The sequence below is a fragment of the Mesorhizobium sp. B264B1B genome (genome assembly GCF_020165765.1).
Taxonomy (GTDB): Bacteria; Pseudomonadota; Alphaproteobacteria; order Rhizobiales; family Rhizobiaceae; genus Mesorhizobium.
Window position 1 is genome coordinate 413778 of the sequence record NZ_JAIUIS010000002.1, and the last position, 16791, is coordinate 430568.

The following is a 16791-nucleotide window of genomic DNA, read 5'->3' on the forward strand; positions in this document are numbered from 1 at the left end:
TGCGCAGCTGTAGCGGGTTTCCAACGGGGTGTTGCTCATGGCTGGATTTGCGCGCCTCGTGCCGATGACGATCGGGCTGATCATCATTTGCCTGGCTTTGCAACCGACCCTGGCGGCAAGCCTCGCTGATCTTTATCAGTCACAGACCATCGTCAACGGTCGGTACGAGAAGAACCGTCAGGCCGGCTTCAAACGTTGCCTCGACGCGGTTCTGGTCCGGGTTTCCGGCGACCAGCGTCTGCCGGCGAAACCGGAGATGGCGGCGCTGGGCGACAAGGCCGGCAGCTTCGTGGCGGGCTTTCGCTACCGCGATCGCATGGAAGGCATTCCAAACCATGACGATCAGGGCACGTATGATCGGCCTCACAATCTTTACTGCCAGTACAGCCCGGCGATGATCGATCCGGTGCTGGCTTCGCTCGGCAGCAGGCCATGGCTGACCGAAAGGCCACGGCTGGCGGTGTTCTTGTCGACCGAGCGCGGCGTCAAGCATTTCGCGCTCGATGCCGATGACGAGCGCGGCGTGCTGATGCGCGAGTCGTTCGGCAATGCCGCCGCGCCGATCGCCATGCAGGTAACCTTCCCCACGGCAGCGCTGCTGTCGAAGGCGGGGCTGGACGACAGGATCATGCGCGACGCCGACATGGCGAAGCTGGACACGGTTGCGAAAATGGCCGGCGCCGACCAAGCGCTTTCCGGCAGCATCGTCTGGAGCGACAAGGAGTTGGGCTGGATCGCCGACTGGCGGCTGGCGAAGGCCGGCAAGACCTACGCCTGGCAAGTGCGCGGCGTCGGCTTCGACGAGGCGTTCCGTGTCGGCATGCGCGGTGCGGCGCAGATCCTTTCGGGCAACGGGAAACCCGAATAAGGACCCGACCGGATTGCTGGCACAAACGTGTCGCATTGGTCAGCACCACGGGTGCGTGATAAAAGCCGGCCAAACGAGAGTTTTGGCGATGAACAGATTCACCCCCGCAAAACCTGCCGGCGCGCGCAGCGTCGACGACATCACCGGCAGCCGCCGCTTGCGACGCATGCGCAAGGCCGACTGGTCGCGGCGCCTGGTGCAGGAGAACAGGCTTTCCGTCGACGACCTGATCTGGCCGATCTTCGTCGTCGACGGCAGACAAGTGCGCGAGCCGATCGCCGCCATGCCGGGCGTCTTCCGCCTGTCGATCGACCTTGCCGTCAAGGAGGCCGAACGCGCGGCGAAGCTCGGCATCCCCGCGCTTGCCACCTTTCCCAATGTGGACATTTCGCTGCGCGACGAGACCGGCTCGCATATCCTCGATCCCGACAACGTCATCAACCGCGCCACGCGCGCGATCAAGGACGCGGTGCCTGAGATCGGCGTCATCACCGACGCCGCGCTCGACCCGTTCACCAGCCATGGTCATGACGGCATTCTGCGCGACGGTCTCATCGTCAATGACGAGACGGTGGAACAGGTGACCGCGGCGGCCGTCATACAAGCAGCGGCCGGCGCCGACATCATCGCGCCGTCCGACATGATGGACGGCCGCATCGGCGCCATCCGCGACGCGCTCGACGCAAACGGTTTCCAGGACGTGGCGATCATGTCATATGCAACGAAATTCGCCTCCGCCTTCTACGGGCCGTACCGCGAGGCGGTCGGCACGGCCGGCCTGCTCAAGGGCGACAAGAAGACCTATTACATCGACCACGCCAATTCAGACGAAGCGGTGCGCGAGGCCGAGCAGGACCTGGCCGAAGGCGCCGACATGCTGATGGTCAAGCCCGGCCTGCCCTATCTCGATATCATCCGCAGGCTGAAGGACGAATTTGCGGTGCCAACCTTCGCCTACCAGGTGTCGGGCGAATATTCGATGATCAAGGCGGCGGGCGCCAATGGCTGGATCGACGGCGAAAAGGCTATGCTGGAATCGCTTCTTGCGTTCAAACGCGCCGGCTGCGACGGCATTTTGACCTATTTCGCCCCTGAGGTGGCGGAGATGCTGAGAGCATAGTTTCCTCCCAGCGCCTTCAAATCATATGCTCTTCATGGAACTCACCGGCGAATGAGCCGGTATGGCGGCTGTCTCGGCAGCCGCCACTTTCACTCTGGACATCGCATGGGCGAAGTACGGATATGCATCTTCTCGATCGCTGAAAATACTACTTGCAATTTGCAATCGGTTTGCTAGAAAGTAACTGCTTGCAAAATACAACTGGTCTGAGGAGGCTTTCCATGTCCAGACTTCGCGTCAACGCATTCACCTTGTCGCTCGACGGTTACGGCGCCGGTCCCGACCAGGATTTGAAAAACCCGCTCGGGGTCGGCGGGGAAGCCCTGCACAAATGGATGATCGGTACCCGCACCTTCCGCAAGATGGTGCTCGGAGACGACGGCGGCACAACCGACACCAACGAGGCGTTCGCGGCGCGCAGCTTCGAGAATGTCGGCGCCTGGATCCTCGGCCGCAACATGTTCGGGCCGATCCGCGGCGAATGGCCTGACGAAAACTGGAAGGGCTGGTGGGGCGACAGCCCGCCCTATCATGTGCCGGTCTTCGTGCTGACCCACCATGCGCGCGAGCCGATCGTCATGGAGGGCGGCACGACCTTTTACTTCATTACGGATGGCATCCATTCGGCGCTCGAGCAGGCAAGGGCAGCGGCCAATGGCAGCGATGTGCGGGTCGGCGGCGGCGTCGCCACCATCCGGCAGTACCTCCAGGAGAGGCTCATCGACGAGATGCATCTGGCGATCTCGCCGGTGCTGCTCGGCTCCGGCGAGCACCTCTTCGCCGGGATTGATATGCCGAAGCTCGGCTACGCGTGCAGCGAACAAGTAGCGACGCCGCTTGCCACGCATGTCGTCATCAAGCGGACTTAGGAATTAGTTGTCTGCGACAGTGGGAATTGGCAACCCTTGGTGCAGATCCTTTCTCCCCGTCACTATACGGGGAGAAGGACAAACTCTCGTTCAATACTTCTCGGGCACGTAGAGCTCGCGCGGCAGCACCTGGCGCTCGTATTCGGGATTGAAGACCCGCTCGGGCAGCGTGATCTCCTCGTGCGGCACCTCTTCATAGGGAACCTGCTGCAAGAGGTGGTCGATGCAGTTCAGCCGGGCGCGCTTCTTGTCGTTGCCCTCGACGATGAACCAGGGCGCCTCCGGAATGTTGGTACGGGCGAAGGTCTCTTCCTTGGCCTTGGTGTACTGTTCCCAGCGCACCCGCGACTGCAGGTCCATCGGCGACAGCTTCCACTGCTTCATCGGATCGTGGATGCGCATCAGGAAGCGCATCTGTTGTTCCTCGTCGGTGATCGAGAACCAGTATTTGACCAGCGTGATGCCCGAACGGACCAGCATGCGCTCGAACTCCGGCACGTCACGGAAGAATTCCTCCACCTGATCGGCCCCGGCGAAACCCATCACCCGCTCGACGCCGGAGCGGTTGTACCAGGAGCGGTCGAACAGAACGATCTCGCCGCCGGCCGGCAGGTGCGGCACATAACGCTGGAAATACCATTGCGACGTCTCTCGCTCGGTCGGTGCCGGAAGCGCCACGACGCGGCAGATCCGCGGGTTGAGCCGCTGGGTGATGCGCTTGATGACGCCGCCCTTGCCAGCCGAATCGCGGCCTTCGAAGATCACCACAAGCTTCTTCTTGTGGTAGGCGACCCAGGATTGCAGCTTGATCAGCTCGGATTGCAGCCCGATCAGGTCGCGAAAATACTGCATGCGGTCGATAGAAGGCGGATGCGCGTTCTTGTAGATCCTGGCGATCTCCAGCGACAGCGCCGGTTCCGACATCTCCAGTTCATAGTCCTCGTCGAGCGTGTCGGCGAGTTCGGCTTCCAGCCAGTCCCGGGCGCCGGACTTGGGTATGGATTCATTCATCGGTGTTCCTCCATCTGCAAGCTGCCGCCTCCGGCAACGACCGGGCGCACTGGTCGCGTCCTGACGGCGGCGCGCAACGCCCTGATCGACTGAGTATAGGCCGGCAATGACGGTTTTATTGCAGGGGCACGCCACGGCCGCTCATCGGTGTGCTGGGGCCGGAGGGCGACAAGCCGCACGGATTGTCCTACAAATCCAGCAACCTGATCGGGCCATTCTTCTCAATCGCGAGGACTGACATGGAATACCGCACTCTCGGCCGTTCCGGCCTGAAGGTTTCGGCGCTGACGATGGGCACCATGACCTTTGGCGGCGCCGGCCCGTTCGCGGCTGTGGGCAACAGCGATCTCGCCGAGGCGAAGCGCATGATCGATCTGTGCATTGATGCCGGCATCAATCTCATCGACACGGCCAATGTCTATTCGGACGGCCTGTCGGAGGAGATCATCGGCGAGGCACTCGGCGGCAAGCGCAGGAACGACGTGCTGATCGCCTCCAAGGCGCGCATGCGCATCGGCGACGGTCCCAATGACGAAGGCCTGTCGCGCCATCATTTGATCCGCGAATGCGAGAAAAGCCTTAAGCGGCTCAAGACCGACGTCATCGATATCTATTTCCTGCACGAATGGGACGGCGTGACGCCACTCGAAGAGACCATCGCCGCGCTCGACACGCTGGTCGGCCAGGGGAAGATCCGCTATATCGGCTGCTCCAACTATTCCGGCTGGCAGGTGATGAAGGCGCTCTCCATCAGTGACACCCGCCATCAGCCGCGCTTCGTCACCCAGCAGATCCACTACACGCTCGAAGCACGCGAAGCCGAATACGAGCTGCTGCCGATCTCGGTCGACCAGGGATTGGGCGTGCTGGTGTGGAGCCCACTGGCGGGAGGCCTGCTGTCGGGCAAGTATCACCGTGACAGCCCGACCGCGCGCCAGGTCGCCGGCTGGTCCGAACCGCCAATCCGCGACGAGGACCGGCTGTGGCGGATCGTCGATGTGCTGGTCGAAATCGGTAAGGCCCGCGGTGTGTCCGCCGCACAGGTGGCGCTTGCCTGGCTGCTTGGCCGGCCGGCTATCAGCTCGCTTGTGATCGGCGGGCGCAACGAGGCCCAGTTCAGGGACAATATCGCGGCGGCCAGCCTGACGCTGGCCGGCGAGGAACGTGATCGCCTCGACGCGGTCAGCCGCCCGCCCCTGCTCTATCCCTATTGGCATCAGCAGCTGACGGCAAAGGAGCGTTTCGGCGCCGCCGACCTTGTGATCGACCGAAGCAGCTTATAGGAACCCTGGTGCCGGCTCCGAGACGTCGGAAGGCGAACGACGCGTAGTCAGCCCACAAGAACAGCAAAAAAGGAGCCGCTATGGCACGAGCACCAAATTACGATCAGGAACGCAAAGAACGCGATCGCCAGAAGGCGGCCAAGAAGGCCGAAAAGCTGGCGGCCAAGGCTGCGGCGCGGGAGCGTCAGAAACCCGAGACTGACGCCGAGATTGAAACAGAGGAATGACGGCGCGCGGCGGCAATCCGGCCTGGATCAGGCCGGCGCCTTGTCGCTGACGAAGACGTCCACTTCACGCGCCGCCGCGATAAAGGCGCGCCTTGCGTTCATGGCCGGCTTGTCGCCGGCCAGCGCATCGTGGCAGGCCTGCAGCGCCGCGCGATGCTTGGGGGTGCGCTTGCCGGGCCAGCTGTTCATGAGATAGTCGGAAGCCTCGCGGGCCGAGCGTAAGAGCTGTGTACTTCCCGCCGTGACTGATTTGACGGTCACGGGTACTTCAAATCGGTTGTTTTCCATCGCCCGGTCCTACGCCATCGGCGTCCGCGAAGCGAGGCCGAAAGTGGGGCTCGGGGCCGGTGGTCCTTTTTTCGGCGGCGAGTGGCCTGCCCTGCAGGCCGCATTATGCCGCCACGACGGCAAATCCCCTGGCGCGAAGGCCGCGGCGATCATTGGCCAGCGACGTCAACAGACGGTCGCGACTGCCCACGATATGCTGCGAGAGCAAGCGCGCGGCTTCCTGTGCATCGCCGCTCCGCACGGCGGCCAGGATGGCATGATGTTCGGCCCACGCGCGGCCAAGGGCCGCTCCATCGCGTACCTCCAGCCAACGGGCGCGCGAAAGCCTGGTCATCGCGTCGCGGACGGCCCGAAACAGGAATTCATTGCCGGACAGTCGCGCCAGCTCGATGTGGAAATCCATGCCGACGCGATGCCATTCCTCGCGCGGAGTGTCGTCGTCGCAGGAGACGAGCATAGCCTCGATGACATCGACGGCACTTCTGTCGGCAAGCCCGCATGTCAGCCGCAAGGCCGCGACCTCGACCGCTTCGCGGTAGACCGCGATCTGCTCGAGTTCGGCCAGGTTGATGGGCGAGACCGTCCAGCCGCGCCCGTCCCTGCCGACCAGCCCTTCGGTTTCGAGCCGCAGCAGCGCAGCCCTGACCGGCGTGCGCGAGGCGCCGAAGCGGCTTTCGATCCAGCGCTCGGTGAGTTTCTCACCCGGGCCGATCTCAAGTCCAAGGATCATCTCGCGGAGCTGCCGTTCGACGTTGTGCATCTGCGACATCGTTGTTGCCTTTTCACGTGCCCGCATTGACAGCGGTCGGGCTGTGGGTCCATGACGGATACCGACTTGGTATCCCAAAATGGTATCCACAACAATCCCTGGCACACGCAGGCACGGCATGACGCAGAACGATACGGAACAGGGCGGCTACAATATCCACTGGCGGCGCAATCTCGCCGTCTGCTTCGCGGGTTCGTTCAGCACGCTCATCGCCATGACCCTGCTCTTGCCGTTCCTGCCGCTCTATGTCGAGCAACTGGGCGTCGAGGGCCATGCGGCGATCGTGCAATGGTCGGGCATCGCCTATGGGGCGACCTTCTTCGCGGCGGCGCTCGTTGCGCCGTTATGGGGACGGCTCGGCGACCGCTACGGCCGCAAGCTGATGCTGGTGCGCGCCTCCTTCGGCATGGCGATCTGCATGTCGCTGACCGGAATGGTCGAGACGGTCTGGCAATTGGTGCTGCTGCGCCTGCTGATCGGCTTTGCCGGCGGCTATTCCTCCGGCTCGACCATATTGGTGGCCATGCAGACGCCGAAGGACCGCTCCGGCTGGGCGCTCGGTGTCTTGTCCGCTGGCATCACGGCAGGTTCGCTGGTCGGCCCCTTGCTCGGCGGCGCGCTGCCGCCGGTAATCGGCATCCGCGCGACCTTTCTGTTGTCCGGCGGCGTCATCTTCCTTGCCTTTCTGGCGACGACATTCCTGATCAAGGAGAACCAGCGCCCGCAAGCAAGCAAAGCCGCGACGGCGGCAAAGCCGAAGAGCGGCTGGTCGCAAATTGCCGACAAGCGTCCGGTCGTGGCCATGCTGACGACCGGCATGCTGCTGGCCTTCGCCACCATGTCGATCGAGCCGATCATCACCGTCTATGTGCAGCAGCTGATCGAGGACCAGAGCCGGGTGACGCTCGTTGCCGGCGTGGTGATGTCGGCGGCCGCCCTTGGCGCAATCCTGTCGGCGTCATGGCTTGGCAGGCTCGCCGACCGCGTCGGTCACTGGAACGTCGTCGTCGGCGCGCTGGCCGTGTCGGCGCTGCTGCTCATTCCGCAGGCCTTCGTCACCGACGGCTGGCAACTGATCGGGCTGCGCTTCCTGATGGGCCTGGCGCTCGGCGGTTTGCTGCCTTGCATCACCAGCGTCATCCGCCACAACATTCCCGACGGCGTCGGCGGCAACGTGCTCGGTCTTTCGATCTCGGCCCAATATGTCGGCCAGGTCGCCGGACCGCTTGCCGGCGGTTTCGTCGGCGGCCATTTCGGCATGCGGGCGGTGTTTCTCGGCACGTCGGTGCTGATGGCGCTCGGCGCGGTCTACAACTGGATTGTCCAGGCGCGGCGGACGCGGAATATGTTGATGGAAGCGGGCAAGCCCTGACGAACTGCCCAGCCGATCAACCGAAGGAGCGTCGACATGAACCTGACCGAAACGACCGGCAGCCGTCTGCTTGTGCTCGCCGCCGGCATCGTGGGCGCGGCCGGCGTGGCGCTGTCGGCGGCCGCCGCACATCTCGGCGGCGCCTTCACCGGTACGGCGGCATCGTTCCTGCTGATGCACGCACCGGTGTTTCTCGCCGTCGGTCTCCTCGACGCGAATCGCCCGCTGCGGTTAGCCAGCCTGGTGCTGCTCGTCGGGCTCGTGCTTTTCACGGGCGATCTTCTCGCCCGCGATTTTCTCGGATCGAGGCTGTTTCCGATGTCGGCGCCGATCGGAGGCACCCTGCTCATCGCAGGCTGGCTGACCATAGCTGTCTCCGCCGTGGTGCGTCGGCGACCCTGAGATGCGCGGCCGGTTTCAATCCCGGCGACGTTCAAGTCGGATCCAAAGATCGCGGTTGCGCGCCGAGAGCGTCGCGCGGCGCGGCGCCTCTGGCCGCTCCGCGGCCGTGCCGATGCCCCAATAATTGCGATAAATGTCGTCGAACAGATGCTTCATGGGATGCATGGCTCTTCTCCTCTTGATTTGAATTGAATCGATCCAATAGGCCGACGCAAAAAATTCACGCCAGTCAGCTCCGCTTGCGCGCCACCAGGAAGCGCAGATCGCGAATCCACGGGCTTGTTCCGCCGCGGCGCTTGGACTTGTTGGCGGCCGACCCGATGCTCCAGTCGTTGCGGTAGATGTCTTCGAACAGACAGTTAACAGGATGCATGGCGCACCTCCCATCCAGGTTTAATCCAGCAGGCAGATCTTAGTTGGATCGATTCAAAGATAGGCCTATGGAAGCCGCCGGTCAAGCAAAATTTGAATCGATCCAACGAAAGTGCTAGATGCAAGTCGGGAACGTGCTAAATGCATATCAGGAGGCACGCGCAAATGGCGTCACTCACCGCAGGCAATCGACGACCCGTCCGGCTGGCCGACATCGCCAAGGCGGCCGGTGTTTCGCATGGTACCGCCTCCAATGTCTTCAGCCGCCCTGAGATCGTGCGCGAAGAAGTCCGCGAACGGGTCCGTGCGGCGGCCGAGGCGATGGGCTATGCCGGCCCCGATCCCAAGGGCCGCCTGCTGCGGGCCGGCAAGGTCAACGCCATCGGCGTGGCCACCGCGGAGCCCCTTTCCTATTTCTTCGAGGATCCCTTCGCGCGCGTGATGATGGCCGGTATCTCGCAGGCCTGCGATGCGACCGGGGCCGGTATCTCGTTAGTCTCGGCCGCCAACAACGAACAGCTTGCCTGGAATATCCAGAGCGCCCTGGTCGACGGCTTCATCGTCTTCTGTATCGAAGGCGGCTCGCGCCTTGTCGAATTGGCCCGCGAGCGCAAACTGCCCTTCGTGGCGCTGGACCTGGATTCGGAGGATGGATCCGTCGCGGCGATCGGCGTCGACAACATCGCCGGCGCCAGCCTGGCGGCGCGCCATCTGACGGAACTCGGGCATCGCCGCTTTGCCGTGCTGGCGCTGCCTTTCGCCGACGGCAGGACAGGCATCATTTCGCCCGAGGAGCTTCGCGCCGCGGCCTATGCGGGGACACGCGATCGCCTCACCGGCTACTTCCGGGAGCTTTCGCGGGTTGGCATCGATACATCCAAAGTGCCCGTCTACGAAACCGCCAACGATGCCGCCACCACAAAGGCGGGGCTGGAAACGATCTTTGCTTCCGGCGAACCACCCACGGCCATCCTGGCGATGTCGGACAGGATGGCCTTGGCAACGCTTGAATGGCTGAGCGCGCGCGGGCTGAATGTCCCCGATGATGTTTCGGTCATCGGTTTCGACGGCGTTCCCGAAGCAGAGTTGTCCGAGCCACCGTTGACCACGGTCGCACAGCCGATCGCCGAGATGGGCCGGCTTGCCGTCAAGGCAATCCTGGAAAGCGACGGCAAGGTCAGCCGGCAGTTGCTGCCGGTCGAACTGATCGTGCGCGCCTCCTCGGCTCCACCGCGCCGCTGAAACCGGGCTCGCTGACCCTCAGTGGTTGGCTCTTGCTACGGCCGAGATACCGAAAGACGGCTGGACGGGCTTGGCGTCCTTTTGCGTCGTCCTGGCTTTCCCCGAACCGCCGATGGTCGACAACCATTCGAGATAGAAAGCGAGCGCGAACTGCATGGCAATGCCGGCGGCGAGCAACAGGCTGTCATAAGCGAGGCCGCCGGGATTGATCAGTTTCATCACCTGGGCAACCATGGCGATCAGCGTGCCGGCGATGAACACCGGAAGCGAACGCTTGCCGAGTATCGCCAGCGGATGGTCGGGGCCGGTGCGGAACAGGTTCGAGACCGCAGGCAGTGCCACCACCAGATAGCTGACCGCCAGGATGTGCAGCAGCCGCGGGAGCGACAGGAATGTCTTGTCGAAGCCGGTCAGCACCACCGGCAGGTCGAACCAGGTCACCTGGCCCCAAAGCGGACTATGCACCCATGCCAACGCGGCCAGCACATAGGCCGCGGCGGCACCGATCAGCCAGCGGTTGGCTGGAATGACGCCGCCGCGCCTGACATGCAGCATGGCGGCAAGGCCGATATTGAACAGGAATTGCCAAGACAGCGGGTTGAGGAACCAGAGGCCGGGCTCGGGATAGTTCGGCGGGGCGATCTGCCAGATGCCGGCAACAAGCCATAGCAAGCCGGACACTGTCAGCGCTGCAAGCGGCCTGTAGCTGATGAACAGCAAGAAGGCCGGCGCCAGCAAAAGCAGCACCGCGTAGACCGGCAGGATGTTGTTGTAGCCGAGTTGGTGGCCGAGCGTGACGATGCCGACCAGCACCTCGGGCGTGTCCTTCATCAGCGGTTCGATGTTGATCAGCTTCAGCAGTTCCGGCCGCCGGCCGAACACCGCCGCGGCACAGAACAATGCCATCACCGCCATCGTGGTGACGATATGGGCGATATAGAGCACGCCTGCCCGCCGCCACATTTTCAGCGTCGCGAGCAGCCGGCCTCCCGGGCGGAACTTCGTGCCATAGGCAAGCGCGACCGAAATGCCCGATATCAGCACGAAAGCCTCGGCCGCATCCGAAAAGCCGAAATTCTTGTAGGTCAGGGTCTCAAAAGCCGTGCCCGGCACATGGTCGACGAAGATCGTCAGCAGCGCGAGCGCACGCAGCACATCGATGCGCGTATCGCGCTCGGTTGGAACTGGGGTGGTCATCGACAAAAGGCCTCAAAGCTGGTTGTTCATGCCCAGCAATGCGACCCCCGGCGCACCGCTTCGATTCCTCCGCGATGGAGTATATCGGCGCAGAAACGGACTGAAATGCGCCCGGTTCAATCAACTTTCGCGGAGCATGAAAATATTGCGTTTTGAAGCCGGCAAATTGAGTGAAACGAAATGTAATCAAAAGGATACGGCATGAGCGATACAAGCGTCGAAAACAGCCTGCCGCGGCTGGATCTGGCCTTTCCCTATCGCTTCTTCGGATCCGGCGGGGCCAGCGACGAATGCCTGTTCCTGCTGCATGGATCAGGTGTCGACGAGACGACCCTGGTGCCGCTGGCGAGGCAGATCGCACCGCATGCCTGCCTGGTCGCCGTGCGTGGCCGCATCGTCCAGGACGACGGCTTCCGCTGGTTCGAGCGGATCACGCCGACCAGCTTCGAGCAGGCCAGCATCCGCCGCGAGACGGCCGCTTTCGCACGCTTCATGGCCGAGGCCATGAAGCGGCACCGGATCGATCCGAAGCGCGCGGCTTTCCTCGGCTATTCCAACGGCGCCAATCTGGTTTCCAGCCTGATGCTGCTCCATCCCGGCCTTGTCGGACGGGCGGCACTGCTGCGGCCGATGCCGGTGCTGGACGAGACGCCGGCAACCGATCTGACCGGCATCAAGGCGCTGATTGTCGCCGGCGCCGCCGACCTGACCTACGGACCCTTCGCGCCGGCCCTGGTAACGCTGCTCAGCCAGCGCGGCGCCGAGGTCGACGCGCGTATCGTCGCTTCGGGCCATGAAATCGGCGACCCCGATGCCGCGATCGTGCGGCAATGGCTTGCTCCGCCCGCTCCTGCCGCCTGACGGGCAAGACGCGGATCGCCGCGCTCAGCCTCCTTCAGCGATGCCGGCCTGCGCCCCGGCAATCAGCAAGTCGAGGCCGCTTTCGAACAGCGCCTCGTGACCGCCCGCACGATAATCGGCCAGGGCCTGGCTGAGCAGCGGGTAACCGCTTGCCTTGGCATCGAGCGCTGCACCTCGACCCGGGCCGGCCGGATATTCTGCCTGTTCCTCGAGGACGCAGCCCACCGTGTAGCGCCCGACGATCATCAGCAACCGCATGGCCATGACGGAAGGCATGCCGGCCTCGCGCAGAAAAGTGAGCAACCGTTCGACATGTTCGAGATCGCCCGGATCGGCCTCGGTACCGGCATGGACGCGCGCACCGTCGCGATAGGCCATCAAGGCGCCGCGGAAGCTGCGGGCGTTGTTGCGTACGAATTCCTGCCAGCTCTCGCCCGGCAGCGGTACCTGATGTCCATGGCCGCGCCGCAGGATCTCCTCGTTCATTGCGTCGAGCAGGGCGCGCTTGTTCCTGAAATGCCAGTAGAGTGCCGGCTGCTGGACCTTGAGCCGCTGCGCCAGCAGCCGGGTCGAAAGCGCATCGATGCCGACGTCGTTCAACAGCTCGAGCGCCTGCGCCACGATCAGCGCCTTGTCCAGCTTCATATGCACCTCGCTTGCCCAGCCAATTTATCGGTGATAAACGCTACCTTATCACCGATAAACTTTAGGAAAGAAGCATCTCGATGAAAAGGGCCTATCTCGTCGTGCTGACGGCAATGGCGCTGGACGCGGCCGGCATCGGGCTGATCATGCCGGTGCTGCCGGGGCTGTTGCGCGAGGTTGGCCATGTCGAGGACATTGGCTGGATTTTCGGCGCGTTCCTCGCCGCCTATGCCGCAATGCAGGTGCTGTTTTCGCCCCTGCTCGGCGCGTTGTCCGACCGCTACGGCCGCCGGCCGGTGCTGCTTCTGTCGCTTGCCGGGTCGATGCTGGATTATCTGTTCATGACCTTCGCGCCGTCGCTGCCGCTGCTGTTCGTCGGCCGACTGATCGCCGGCCTAACGGGCGCCAGCATGGCGGTGGCCTCCGCCTATATGGTCGACATCAGCAGCGAAGAGCGGCGCGCCCGCGCCTTCGGCCATCTGAGCGCCGCTTTTGGCGTCGGGTTCATCGCCGGTCCGGCGCTCGGCGGCCTGCTCGGCGATGTCTGGCTGCGCGCGCCGTTCCTGGCGGCGACAGGGTTCACCGGCATCAATCTGGTGCTGGCCTTCCTTCTGCTGCCGGAGCCGGAGCGGGTCGGCGGCACAGGCGAGCCGCTGTCGTTCAACCCGCTGGCGCCGCTGCGTTGGGCCCTGACTTTTCCGGCCCTCCTGCCGCTGCTCGGCGCCTTTGCCGTGCTCGGCCTTGTCGGCGAAGTCGGCGGCACCGTCTGGGTTCTCTACGTGCAGGACAAATTCCGCTGGAGCCTTTTCACTGTGGGCATCTCGCTGGCATTGTTCGGCCTCTTCCATGCCGGAGCCCAGGGTTTCGTCGCGGGACCGATCGCCGAGCGCTGGGGCGAAAGGCGAGCGCTCATGGTCGCCATCCTTGCCGACAGCACGGCCTATGTGTCGATCGCGCTGGCCTGGCAAGGCTGGATGGCGTTCGCGCTGTTGCCGCTTTTCTGTCTCGGCGGCATCGGAGCCCCGGCGCTGCAATCGTTGCTGACGTCACGTGTCGCGGCAGATCACCAGGGGCGATTGCAAGGTGTGCTCACCAGCATGACGAGCCTGGTCTCGGTGCTCGGACCACTCGTCATCGCCATGCTCTATTTTCGCACTCGAATGGTCTTCCCAGGCATGGTGTGGGTCGCGGGCGCGACGCTCTATGTCCTCTGCCTGCCCCTGCTGCTCGCAACCGGATCGCCCACGGCCAAACGGGAGGCGGCGGAGTGAGGATAATAGTGGCCGGCGACAGGGTTATCCCTGCCCCATCCTGTTCCAGGCGTCCAGCCCGGCGATCTTATAGGCCTCGGCCAGCGTGGGATAGTTGAATGTATTGTTGACAAAGAAGTCGACCGTGCCACCCAGATTGATCACCGCCTGGCCGATGTGAATCAGTTCGGTGGCGCCCTCGCCGACGATATGCGCGCCGAGCAAGCGGCGTGTCTCGATCGAGAACAGAAGCTTCAGGAAGCCGGTGTTGACGCCCATGATGTGGCCCCGCGAGGTCTCGCGGAAACGGGCCACGCCAACCTCGTAGGCGGCGCCGCTCTCGCGCACCTGTTCCTCGGATTGGCCGACGGTGGAGATCTCGGGCACCGCGTAAATGCCATAAGGAAAGGTTTCCGGCGGCGGCGGCAATGTCACGCCGAAAGCATGGCACGCGGCTACCCGGCCCTGCTCCATCGAGGTGGAGGCCAGGCTCGGAAAGCCGATCACGTCGCCGGCGGCGTAAATGTTGGGCACGCTGGTCTGGAAGGTGTGCGGATCGACCTTGATGCGTCCCCTGGAGTCAGCCTCGATGCCGACCGCATCGAGGCCGAGGCTACCGACATTGCCGGTGCGGCCCGCGGCGTAGAGCACGATCTCGGAACGTATGGTGCGCCCGTCGGCCAGCGTGACCTCTGCATGGTCGGGCCTGGAGGCAATCTCCTTCACGGCGCTTCCCAGCCGGATGGTCATGCCGCGGTCGCGCATCTGGTGGATGAAGTCGTCGACGATCTCGCGGTCGACGAAATCGAGGATCGTGTTGCGCGGCTCGACCAGCGTCACCGGCACGTCGAGTGCCGAAAAGATCGTCGCGTATTCGACGCCGATGACCCCGGCGCCGATGACCGTCAGCGTGCGCGGCAAGCGGTCGAGCTCGAGCATTTCGTCACTGTCGAACACGCGGCTCTTGTCGAACGGCACGTCGCCCGGCCGGTGCGGCCTGGTGCCGACGGCGATCAGCGCATTGGCGAAGCCGACCTCGCTGTAGTCGCCATTGTCCGATGTCAGGCTGACCCTGTTGGGCCCGAGAAATTTCACCGCGGCGCGGGAGCTCTTGACCGTGTTGCGCATGAACTGGTGCTGCAGCACCTCGACCTCGTGGTCGAGCGTCTTGTGCAGGCGCTCGACCAAGTCTCCGACCGAGATGTCCTGCTTAACCCGATAGCCGCGCCCATAGAAGCCGCGCTCACGCCAGCCCGAGAGATTGAGCACGGTTTCGCGCAGCGTCTTCGACGGAATGGTGCCCGTGTGCACGGAAACGCCGCCCAGGCGCCGCCCCCTGTCGACGACCAGTACCGATTTGCCGAGTTTGGCCGATTGTACAGCGGCACGACGTCCGGAAGGGCCGCTGCCAATGACCAGCATGTCGTAATCCATCCTGCCCGTCCCTGCCCCTTGGCGCTTTTGGTGCGCCGCAACAAGCTAACGCCATGTCAGGCGCGAATTCAACCGGCCCGCCGGCCGCTTCCCCCGCCTTGCGCACCGGGAAAGGCTCGATCTTGATTCCGCCATCAGCCTTTACCATTTTCCCAGCAGGTGGGGCGCAGGCTAAGCAGGCCCCTGTTACGAGGAAATGACATGAACGCTCGCGTTCTCGACGGTGAAATCATCAATACCAGGCTCGACGACGTGAGGGCCTATGAAGGGGTACGCACGCGGCGTGTCCTGGCGGTCATGATCGACTATGTCATTGTCGCGCTGCTCACCATCCCTGTCGCCATCCTGGTGTTCTTCCTCGGGCTTTTGACCCTCGGCCTTGGCTGGATGCTGTTTGGCGTCCTGGTCCCGGCCGTCGCGATTCTCTACATCTGGAACACGCTTGGCAGCGCCGACCAGGCGACCACGGGCATGAAGATGATGGGCATCCGGCTCGATCGGCTCGACGGCAGGCCGATCGACGGGCTCACGGCAGTGGTCCATTCGGTGCTGTTCTGGGCCGGCAACGTCATCCTGTCGCCGCTGGTGCTGCTGGTGACGCTGTTTTCCGATCGCAAGCGCACGCTGCACGACCTGCTGCTCGGCACGGTGGTCAGCCGCACCGGCCGCTGAGGCGCATTTTCGCAAGCATCGCCGCGGCGTCGGCACAAATGTGAAGGCGTCCGCATGGCCACGCCTTCACAATCCTGTTGAATTTTTCGCTTTCCGCGCCAAAGGTAGAGCGATTCGAAGGAGTGTTTCCGAGACTCGATGACGCAGCACCCGACCCAGTCGCCGCAGTTCTTCCTGACCGCGCCGTCGCCGTGCCCCTATCTCGACGGCCAGTTCGAGCGCAAGGTGTTCACGCATCTGGTCGGCGACAAGGCGTCAGAGATGAATGATCTCCTGACCCAAGGCGGGTTCCGCCGCTCCCAGAACATCGCCTACAGGCCGGCCTGCGAAACCTGCCGCGCCTGCGTCTCCGTGCGCATCCTGGCGCAGGAATTCGTCGCCAGCCGCAACATGAAGCGCGTGCTGCAGCACAATTCCGATCTCGTCGGCGCCATGCACAATGCCGAGCCCTCGACCGAACAATATTCGCTGTTCCGCAGCTATCTCGATGCCCGCCACCGCCGCGGCGGCATGTCGGACATGACGGTTCTGGACTACGCCATGATGGTCGAGGACACCCATGTCGACACCAAGGTCATCGAATATCGCCGGCGCGGGCCCGATACTTTCATCACCGGCAAGGGACAGGGCGAGCTGATCGCGGTGGCGCTCACCGACAAGATGGCCGACGGCCTGTCGATGGTGTATTCCTACTTCAATCCCGACTTCGAGGAGCGGTCTCTCGGCACGTTCATGATCCTCGATCACATCGCTCGCGCCAGGGCGATGGGGCTGCCCCATGTCTACCTGGGATACTGGGTCAACGGCTCGCGCAAGATGAATTATAAGATGCGCTTCATGCCGCAGGAGCATCTCGGCCCGAAGGGCTGGGAGCGCTACACCAACGAAGCGGTCTCACGCTGAGTTTTT

General features: G+C 63.7%; 20 protein-coding genes. 12 read left to right on the forward strand and 8 right to left on the reverse strand.

The window, feature by feature from the left end:
• The first annotated feature begins 37 nt into the window (after window positions 1-37).
• From LB547_RS05870 to LB547_RS05880, 3 genes are all read left to right on the forward strand, one after another.
• Window positions 38-868: a DUF2066 domain-containing protein gene (locus LB547_RS05870; protein WP_140761631.1), complete on the forward strand. Its 831-nt coding sequence runs from the start codon at window positions 38-40 to the stop codon at window positions 866-868.
• Window positions 869-956: 88 nt separating this feature from the next.
• Window positions 957-1988 (forward strand): porphobilinogen synthase, encoded by a 1032-nt coding sequence (gene hemB / locus LB547_RS05875; protein WP_140631536.1) that lies wholly within the window; start codon window positions 957-959, stop codon window positions 1986-1988.
• A 221-nt stretch (window positions 1989-2209) separates the two neighbouring features.
• Entirely contained in the window at window positions 2210-2857 is a 648-nt protein-coding gene (locus LB547_RS05880) for a dihydrofolate reductase family protein (protein ID WP_140557014.1), read from the forward strand.
• A gap of 90 nt (window positions 2858-2947) precedes the next feature.
• Here the strand turns inward: LB547_RS05880 and ppk2 are convergent, their stop codons facing one another.
• Window positions 2948-3868, reverse strand: coding sequence for a polyphosphate kinase 2 (ppk2, locus tag LB547_RS05885; protein WP_140560569.1), 921 nt, complete (start codon window positions 3866-3868; stop codon window positions 2948-2950).
• Window positions 3869-4107: 239 nt separating this feature from the next.
• Here ppk2 and LB547_RS05890 point away from each other — a divergent pair, with 239 nt between their 5' ends.
• Together LB547_RS05890 and LB547_RS05895 are read left to right on the forward strand one after the other, a co-directional pair.
• Window positions 4108-5151, forward strand: coding sequence for an aldo/keto reductase (locus LB547_RS05890; protein WP_140515679.1), 1044 nt, complete (start codon window positions 4108-4110; stop codon window positions 5149-5151).
• Window positions 5152-5231: 80 nt separating this feature from the next.
• Window positions 5232-5378: a hypothetical protein gene (locus tag LB547_RS05895; protein WP_140494066.1), complete on the forward strand. Its 147-nt coding sequence runs from the start codon at window positions 5232-5234 to the stop codon at window positions 5376-5378.
• A gap of 27 nt (window positions 5379-5405) precedes the next feature.
• Here the strand turns inward: LB547_RS05895 and LB547_RS05900 are convergent, their stop codons facing one another.
• A complete protein-coding gene (locus tag LB547_RS05900; RefSeq protein WP_246670991.1) occupies window positions 5406-5639 on the reverse strand; it encodes a DUF982 domain-containing protein in 234 nt (77 codons plus the stop codon).
• Between the two features lie 130 nt (window positions 5640-5769).
• Window positions 5770-6435, reverse strand: a complete 666-nt coding sequence (locus tag LB547_RS05905) for a GntR family transcriptional regulator (RefSeq protein ID WP_140494070.1) — start codon at window positions 6433-6435, stop codon at window positions 5770-5772.
• A gap of 118 nt (window positions 6436-6553) precedes the next feature.
• Between LB547_RS05905 and LB547_RS05910 the strand changes: the two genes are divergently transcribed.
• Both LB547_RS05910 and LB547_RS05915 read left to right on the forward strand, forming a co-directional pair.
• On the forward strand, window positions 6554-7807 hold the full coding sequence (locus LB547_RS05910) for a multidrug efflux MFS transporter (protein WP_140521761.1): 1254 nt from the start codon (window positions 6554-6556) through the stop codon (window positions 7805-7807).
• A 36-nt stretch (window positions 7808-7843) separates the two neighbouring features.
• Window positions 7844-8209, forward strand: coding sequence for a DUF423 domain-containing protein (locus tag LB547_RS05915; protein ID WP_140521759.1), 366 nt, complete (start codon window positions 7844-7846; stop codon window positions 8207-8209).
• Between the two features lie 15 nt (window positions 8210-8224).
• On the opposite strand, the gene LB547_RS05920 is transcribed toward LB547_RS05915, so the two are convergent.
• On the reverse strand, window positions 8225-8365 hold the full coding sequence (locus tag LB547_RS05920; protein WP_181167406.1) for a hypothetical protein: 141 nt from the start codon (window positions 8363-8365) through the stop codon (window positions 8225-8227).
• Window positions 8366-8438: 73 nt separating this feature from the next.
• Entirely contained in the window at window positions 8439-8582 is a 144-nt protein-coding gene (locus tag LB547_RS05925) for a hypothetical protein (RefSeq protein ID WP_140761635.1), read from the reverse strand.
• 164 nt (window positions 8583-8746) lie between these two features.
• Between LB547_RS05925 and LB547_RS05930 the strand changes: the two genes are divergently transcribed.
• Window positions 8747-9823: a substrate-binding domain-containing protein gene (locus LB547_RS05930; protein ID WP_140515671.1), complete on the forward strand. Its 1077-nt coding sequence runs from the start codon at window positions 8747-8749 to the stop codon at window positions 9821-9823.
• Window positions 9824-9841: 18 nt separating this feature from the next.
• Here the strand turns inward: LB547_RS05930 and LB547_RS05935 are convergent, their stop codons facing one another.
• Window positions 9842-11020 carry an OpgC family protein gene (locus LB547_RS05935; RefSeq protein ID WP_140521757.1) on the reverse strand — a complete coding sequence of 393 codons (1179 nt, stop codon included), beginning with the start codon at window positions 11018-11020 and terminating at the stop codon, window positions 9842-9844.
• 201 nt (window positions 11021-11221) lie between these two features.
• Here LB547_RS05935 and LB547_RS05940 point away from each other — a divergent pair, with 201 nt between their 5' ends.
• On the forward strand, window positions 11222-11881 hold the full coding sequence (locus LB547_RS05940) for an alpha/beta hydrolase (protein WP_140515667.1): 660 nt from the start codon (window positions 11222-11224) through the stop codon (window positions 11879-11881).
• Window positions 11882-11905: 24 nt separating this feature from the next.
• On the opposite strand, the gene LB547_RS05945 is transcribed toward LB547_RS05940, so the two are convergent.
• Window positions 11906-12526 carry a TetR/AcrR family transcriptional regulator C-terminal domain-containing protein gene (locus LB547_RS05945; RefSeq protein WP_140494084.1) on the reverse strand — a complete coding sequence of 207 codons (621 nt, stop codon included), beginning with the start codon at window positions 12524-12526 and terminating at the stop codon, window positions 11906-11908.
• 80 nt (window positions 12527-12606) lie between these two features.
• Here LB547_RS05945 and LB547_RS05950 point away from each other — a divergent pair, with 80 nt between their 5' ends.
• Entirely contained in the window at window positions 12607-13797 is a 1191-nt protein-coding gene (locus LB547_RS05950) for a TCR/Tet family MFS transporter (RefSeq protein WP_140494086.1), read from the forward strand.
• Between the two features lie 24 nt (window positions 13798-13821).
• Here the strand turns inward: LB547_RS05950 and sthA are convergent, their stop codons facing one another.
• Window positions 13822-15210, reverse strand: a complete 1389-nt coding sequence (gene sthA, locus LB547_RS05955; RefSeq protein ID WP_140494088.1) for a Si-specific NAD(P)(+) transhydrogenase — start codon at window positions 15208-15210, stop codon at window positions 13822-13824.
• A 201-nt stretch (window positions 15211-15411) separates the two neighbouring features.
• On the opposite strand from sthA, the gene LB547_RS05960 reads away from it, so the two are divergent.
• Window positions 15412-15882 (forward strand): RDD family protein, encoded by a 471-nt coding sequence (locus tag LB547_RS05960; protein WP_140494090.1) that lies wholly within the window; start codon window positions 15412-15414, stop codon window positions 15880-15882.
• A gap of 138 nt (window positions 15883-16020) precedes the next feature.
• The gene (locus LB547_RS05965; protein WP_140494092.1) at window positions 16021-16785 is read left to right on the forward strand and encodes an arginyltransferase; all 765 of its coding nucleotides are present in this window, start codon (window positions 16021-16023) and stop codon (window positions 16783-16785) included.
• Window positions 16786-16791: the final 6 nt, after the last annotated feature.